At 44.0% G+C, this 6,391-nt stretch carries 4 protein-coding genes; 2 read left to right on the top strand and 2 right to left on the bottom strand.

Annotated features, from left to right (window positions below; genetic code table 11):
- Window positions 1–533 precede the first annotated feature (533 nt).
- The gene (locus Q0135_RS11010) at window positions 534–1,235 is read right to left on the bottom strand and encodes a hypothetical protein (protein ID WP_297990444.1); all 702 of its coding nucleotides are present in this window, start codon (window positions 1,233–1,235) and stop codon (window positions 534–536) included.
- Window positions 1,236–1,237: 2 nt separating this feature from the next.
- A complete protein-coding gene (locus Q0135_RS11005; protein ID WP_297990442.1) occupies window positions 1,238–3,745 on the bottom strand; it encodes a molybdopterin-dependent oxidoreductase in 2,508 nt (835 codons plus the stop codon).
- A gap of 35 nt (window positions 3,746–3,780) precedes the next feature.
- Between Q0135_RS11005 and Q0135_RS11000 the strand changes: the two genes are divergently transcribed.
- Both Q0135_RS11000 and Q0135_RS10995 read left to right on the top strand, forming a co-directional pair.
- Entirely contained in the window at window positions 3,781–4,860 is a 1,080-nt protein-coding gene (locus Q0135_RS11000; protein WP_297990440.1) for a hypothetical protein, read from the top strand.
- A 204-nt stretch (window positions 4,861–5,064) separates the two neighbouring features.
- Window positions 5,065–6,391, top strand: a 1,327-nt coding sequence (locus Q0135_RS10995; protein ID WP_297990438.1) for a hemagglutinin repeat-containing protein, incomplete at its 3' end; no start/stop codon positions are given.

Genomic DNA, 6,391 nt, shown 5'->3' with positions numbered 1-6,391 from the left:
CCATGCACTTATAAAATAATCTCAAAATTTATGAGTAAAATTTAGATTAAAATCCATATCGATGTCACGCAGTTATAGTTTTCGGTATAGAATTTACGCGATGGGTTTATGGCACGAATTTTATTTGAAATTTCGCTTTAAAAATCTAAAATTTGCGCAGTGAAATTCCACCTGCGGTGGAAAGCTGCCGCGTGAAATTTTGCGGCTGCTGCGTTTTGTGATATAGGCAAAATGCGCACCGAGCGTGAAATTTTACAGTAGATCTTGCGGAGAAATTCCGTTATTTACCACGCGAAATCAAGCAGAATTCCGCGCATAAGTCTATAGCCGAAATTTACGCCGTGGCGAATGAGCTTACTCGCACAAAAGGGTGCTAGCGCAAAATTTCATAGCCGAAATTTCCTGGGCAGAGCTTTACTTTGTAAATTTTAAAACTAAATTCCGCTTCGAGTATTAAAATTCTAAGTTTACTTAGCGGGCGAGATTTAAGTGATAAATTCCACCCGCTGCGTAAATAGCAAGCGCTTTAAATTTCATTCCACGGGCGCTTTGCTTTGCAAAAATCGCACGAGCGTCTCGTATTCGTCGGGCTGCAACCCCGAGTTTTGTATCATTGTCTCGACCACGCTGGGCCAGACATTGACGTTAAACTCGTCGTATCCGTGCAGCGCGTGACAGCTGCCGCAGCGCTCCTTGAATAGATTTTCTCCCGCGTCGTAAATTTTAGCCGCATCGTCCGTCACGGCAAGCTTCGCAACGTAGCCGTCGATAGTGACGTTCGCCCATTCGTTATCGTAGTCGTCCTTCACGGTCTTTAGCGTCTTTAGGCTCTTTGCGTTTTGCGCTTGCAAGTCCTGCTCCAAAATCCCAAGCCTTGCGTAGCTTACGTTGCTTCCCTCGGGCACGAAGCCCGCGTATCGCACCTGCACGTAGTCCTTGCCGTCCTTTAGCACTTGCAGCTTCGCGCCTACGTGCAGCTTGGCGATCTCCTTGCCGCCCGCTTTGTTTAGAAGCGGGGTTTGAGCCGCGACGAAAAGATCCGTCGCGCCCAAATGGCAAGCTGCCGCGAGTAAAAACGCCGCTAGCGCTTTGGATAAAATTTTACCTCGCTCGGGTGCGCAAATTTTATCCGTTTCGCATGAAATTCCACCTGCGCCGGACGATGAAATTCTAACTGAGTGAGGCGATGAAATTTGACCTCGCCCGAGCGCGTAAATTTTAAAATTTTGTCTCATCGTTAGCTCCTTTTGCCGAATTTCGGCTGTGAAAATACCGCAAGCGGCGGAAGCTCACCTTGGAATTTCTCGATCTGAACTAGCGCGGTGGCTTGGTTGCCGCACGCAAGCTTCGAGCTGGGCTCGTTGGGCACCAGCACGTTTACGTTGCCGTGTACGCACATATCGCCGCTATCGCTAAAGAGCGGATCCCACCAGCCGCCCTCTTGCATCCGCACGACGCTTTGCTTTACGTTTTCGGTGACGATGAGCCCCGCAAGCGTGGCGCCGCGATCGTTGAAAACCCTAACTACGTCGCCGTTTTTAAGTCCTCTTGCTTCGGCATCTTTTGGGTGCATCCACACGGGCTCGCGACTGCTGATTTCTTCTAGGCTTCGTAGCCAAGTGTTGTTTAGCTGCCCGTGCAGGCGGTATTTCGGATGCGGGGTTATTAAATTTAGCGGATACTTTTGCGTCTTTTGCGCGTTCCCCAGCCACTCCATCGGCTCCATCCAAGTTGGATGCGCAGGGCAGTCGTCCAGCGCCGCTTTAGCGATCTTTTTCGAGACGACCTCGATCCTTCCAGACGGCGTTCCGAGGCGATTTATGATAGGATTTTTTCTAAATTCCTCCATCGCTACGTATTCGTAGGCGTGCTTTGGAATTTCAAATTTCACGAAGCCCTTTTTCCAAAACTCCTCAAATTCCGGCATCTTTATCTTCGATGCGTCCGCTTTTTTCTTCGAAGCGTCGTAAAACTGCTTGATCCACTCCATCTCGCTCTTGCCCTCGCTAAACGCCATATACTCCTTCTCGCCGAACTGCTTTAGAATTTCGCAGTAAATTTTATAGTCGTTTTGCGCCTGCTCGTAAGGCTCGGCGATCTTATGCATAGCGATGATAAATTTATTCGTATGCGACTTGGTTATGTCGTCGCGCTCCTGCTCGGTGGTGGCGGGCAGAACGATATCGGCCATGCGCGCGCTCGCCGTCCAGAAGCACTCTTGGACTATGAAGGTATCGAGCTTTTCAAACGTGCGCGCGAGCAAATTCGTATCGGGGTGGTGCAGATACGGGTTGCCGCCCGCCCAGTAGGCAAGCTTGATGTTAGGGTAGGTTATCTTTTTGCAGTTAAAATCTATCTCCTTGCCGGGATTGTTGATACAATCGACGATGCGCGAGACGGGGATTGCGATGTTGTCGCGGTTTTTCCACTCGCCCTCGCTAGCAGGCACGATACTCATGCTGCCTAAGCCCGGGAAAGCCGAGGAAGTAGTCGCCGCGCCGCTTGAGAGGCTTAGCGCGCTTCCTACGGGAGCTGCGGGGCTAGGGCAGCCGCCGTCGCTGTAATGATAGCCAAAGCCGTATCCGCCGCCCGCAAGCCCGATCTGGCCCACGAAAGCGGCAAGCACCGTCGCCATCCAGTGAAACTGCTCGCCGTGATGAGCGCGCTGCGGACCCCAGCCGCACATTATCATAGTGCGCTTGCTGCCTAAAATTTTAGCCAAGCCTTTGATCTCATCCTCGCTTACGCCGCAAATTTTAGACGCCCACGCCGCGTCTTTTTTGAGCCCATCTTCGCTTTCGCCTTTAAGATAGGCTTTAAATTCCTCTGCGCCGTGAGTGTATTTTTTAAGAAATTTCTCATCCGCAAGCCCTTGCGCCATCATCTCGTAACATATCGCCATCATCATCGCAACGTCGGTGGTAGGGTTGATTGAAATGTGCTCAGAGCCTAAAAATTTAGCGGTGTTGTTATATACAGGATCGATCGTGATCACCTTTACGCCGCGCTTTTGCATCTGCTCTTTTAGCTTTGCGAAATACAAATAGCTCTCGTGATCGGGCACTGCCCATGCGATCTGATTGGTATTGATCGGATCGGCACCCCAGATGAGCACCGCTTCGCTATGCTTTAGGATCGTAGGCCACGCGGTTTGCAGAGCGTTGGCCTCGTCCGTTCCGCTGATGTGCGGGGTTATCGCGCTTATACAGTGGCACGAATAGTTAAGCTTTCTCGTAGTGTAGCCGCCGATGATATTCAGCATGCGACCGAGTAGAGTTTGCGGATTATTTACGCTGCCGACGCTGTACCAGCCGTAGCTGCCGCCGTAAATCGAGCTTGCGCCGTGGTCTTTAAGTACACGCTTTAGCTCGTCCGCTACGAGTTTATACGCCTCATCCCAGCTAATCTCGATCCACTCGTCCTTGCCGCGCATGCTTTTGTCGCTCTGCCAGCCTTTTTCTAGATAGCCTTTTCGCACGCATGGTCGCGCGATGCGCGTAGCATCGTATGTGCGTGCTGCGATTCCCTGAGTAAGACTGACCGGGAAAAAATCTAGCTCGCTTGCGCTTAAAACGCCTTCAAATTTGCCGTTTCGCCTAAGAGCCCTAACCGCGCCGAAATGCGAGGCGGTGATCGGCGCATCCTCGCTATTCATCAGATCGTCGCTGATGACGCTAGTAGCGTTTGCACTCGCCGCACCTGCCGCACTCGCGGCAACGCCTTTTAAAAATTCGCGTCTTTTCATTTTCTCTCCTTTAATGTGAAATGAATGAAAGATTTATGGATATGCTAAAAGAATATCTAAAAAAAAATGAGAGAAAAGCAATAGGATACAGTGAAGAAGAAATAACTAAAATTGAAAAGCTGTATGATATAGAAGCAAAAGGAGATTTCAGGGAGTTCTTAAAATATGCCGGAAGATGTGATGGAGATTTACTGGGAGATGATCCTATTATTTTATATAGGCAAACTTGGGATATGGGGTCCTATTTAAGAAAAAATTATTTTGGATTTATAGATGATGAAGATTTTGAAGAAAAAGTATTTTATGATGAACTGAAAAGAAAGCCATTCATATTTTCAATAGAAATGGAAACCTATTATTTTTATATAAGGACAGCAGATGATGATTTAAAGGTATACTGTTTTGATGAGAATGAAGAAAAGATAAAGGATACTGGAATGGATTTTAATGAATACATGGTTGATTTAGTAGAAAGATACAATCCTGAATTAAAACCTATATTGGAAATTCCATCAATAGGAGAACTTCTGGTACAGTGTGATACATCTGAAAAAAGAATAATAGGATTAAAGGAAATAAGAGAATACGTATCTTCAGAAAGAAAAGAAAACACAGAGCTTTTTATCCTTCTTGAAAGATATCTTGAAAAGAACAAGAAGGAATTTACAGGATACAATGATGATGAGATAAGAGGAATAGAAGAATTATATGATATAGAAGTGAAGGGAGATTTCAGGGAATTTTTAAGTATAGCAGGGAAAAGTTTGGGAGGATTGTTAGGAGAAGAAGAATTGTCATTATATAATGACTGGAGTATAAGAGAAAGAATAGTGTTACAATATGATTTTCAGGAATATGTACAAAAAGATAAATTTCGTGGAAAAGGAAGAGATGGTAAACCTTTTATAATTGACTTAAAAAGTAATTCTGAATACATTTTTATAACTACAAGGGATAATGACTTAAAAGTATACCATTACAGCAGAGAGAATAGGACTTTAAAGGAAACAGGAATGAATTTCAGTGAATATGTTACAGATTTAATTAAAAGATATAATCCGGAACTTGAGGAGTTAAAAGATGTTTCAGTATCTGGGGATATTATAAACATATAATAAAGTTTTCTCCATTTCTGAGTGATAGTTTAGTGAAAAGCTAAAAAACTGTTATATTAAAATAATACAAAAAAGTTTGAACTCAGGAAATAAAAAGAAAGGTAATAATAGGGGGGGATTGTCCCTCTATTATTGCTTAGAAGAAACATATGAAAAGGATACGAAGTTTGTATACAATGACGTAAAAATATAACGAAGGAATCAGTGGAACTTCATAACAGTTATACATCAAGCAGTTCAAGCAGAGGAATAAATGCAGGAGCTACAATTGGCTATGGACATAAAATACAGACTACTGGAAATGGCGGAAGCATTTCAGCTAGCCAAAGCAACCAGAATACAGTTGAAACTGTCTATGCAAACGGAAACTTCAAGAATGTAAATGAAGTTCACAACAACACAGGCTCAATGGTATTAAACGGTTTTAACCAGGAAGGCGGAAAAGTAACTGGAAACATTGGAAAAGTGGAAGTTATTTCAAGACAGAATACAAGCACAACGACTGGAAGCTCAAGCGGAATAAGCCTTGGAATAAGTGCAAACGGAGTGCCAAGCTCTGTAAACATAAACGGAAGCAGAACAAATGGAGATAGAGCATTCGTAGACAACCAAAGCACATTCATTGTCGGAGAGGGAAGCAGTCTTCACGTTGGAACGCTTGAAAATACAGGAGCTGTAGTTGGCAAGCAAGGAAACTCCACATTCAAGATTGACAGCTATGTTGGAAAAGATATTCAGAATCACGACACAATGAAGACAACAGGCGGATCACTTGGAATTTCAACAGGAAAACCGAGAATTACAAACGTTGGATTTAATCAGGACAGCAGGGACAAGCAAGGAATCACAAGAAACACTGTAATTGGAGATGTTGAGATAGGAGAAACTTCTGGAAGCCCAATAAACAGGGATTTAGCAAAAGCAAATGAAGTTACAAAGGACACTCATAGCAGCACGAATATCAATGTAGAGAGCCAGACTATTGAGTATGCGACTAATCCAGCTAAGCTGAAAGAGGATATTGGGAAAGCCAAAGAGGAAATAAATGACATAAAATGGGCACTAAAAGAATCAATTCATGACAGAGGAGATGACAACAGAAACTTCTTTGGACAGTTATCAGAAGTAAGGTTGAATAAGAGTCTTGAAAATATAACAGGTGAAAGATTGATAGGTAAGACAGTAGATACTGAAATAGCAGGTATTTTTAAGGATGCCTACAAGGATTTAGGATATGATATAAACATCATATTTTCAGATCCTAAAAATTCTCCACAATTATTAGATGAAAATGACAAGCCAAAAACAGGGACGGCTTATGTACGTGATGAGAATGGAAAGAAAATCAAGACAATAATAATCAATGGAGAAGATCCGAAGAATGCAACAAAGGCTGGACTTATCGGAACAATAGTTGAAGAGGGAAGCCATGTAATAGGAAAAGTTGAAGGCAGACAGAGAAAGACAGGAACTGATGAGAAAGGACTAGAAAGCACAGGAAGAGCTTCAAATGAATACTTTGCTGAGAAAT

The organism is uncultured Campylobacter sp. (genome assembly GCF_937981295.1).
Lineage (GTDB): Bacteria > Campylobacterota > Campylobacteria > Campylobacterales > Campylobacteraceae > Campylobacter_B.
Note: the sequence above shows the minus strand (reverse complement) of the source record. Positions and strands in the feature narration are given on the sequence as shown.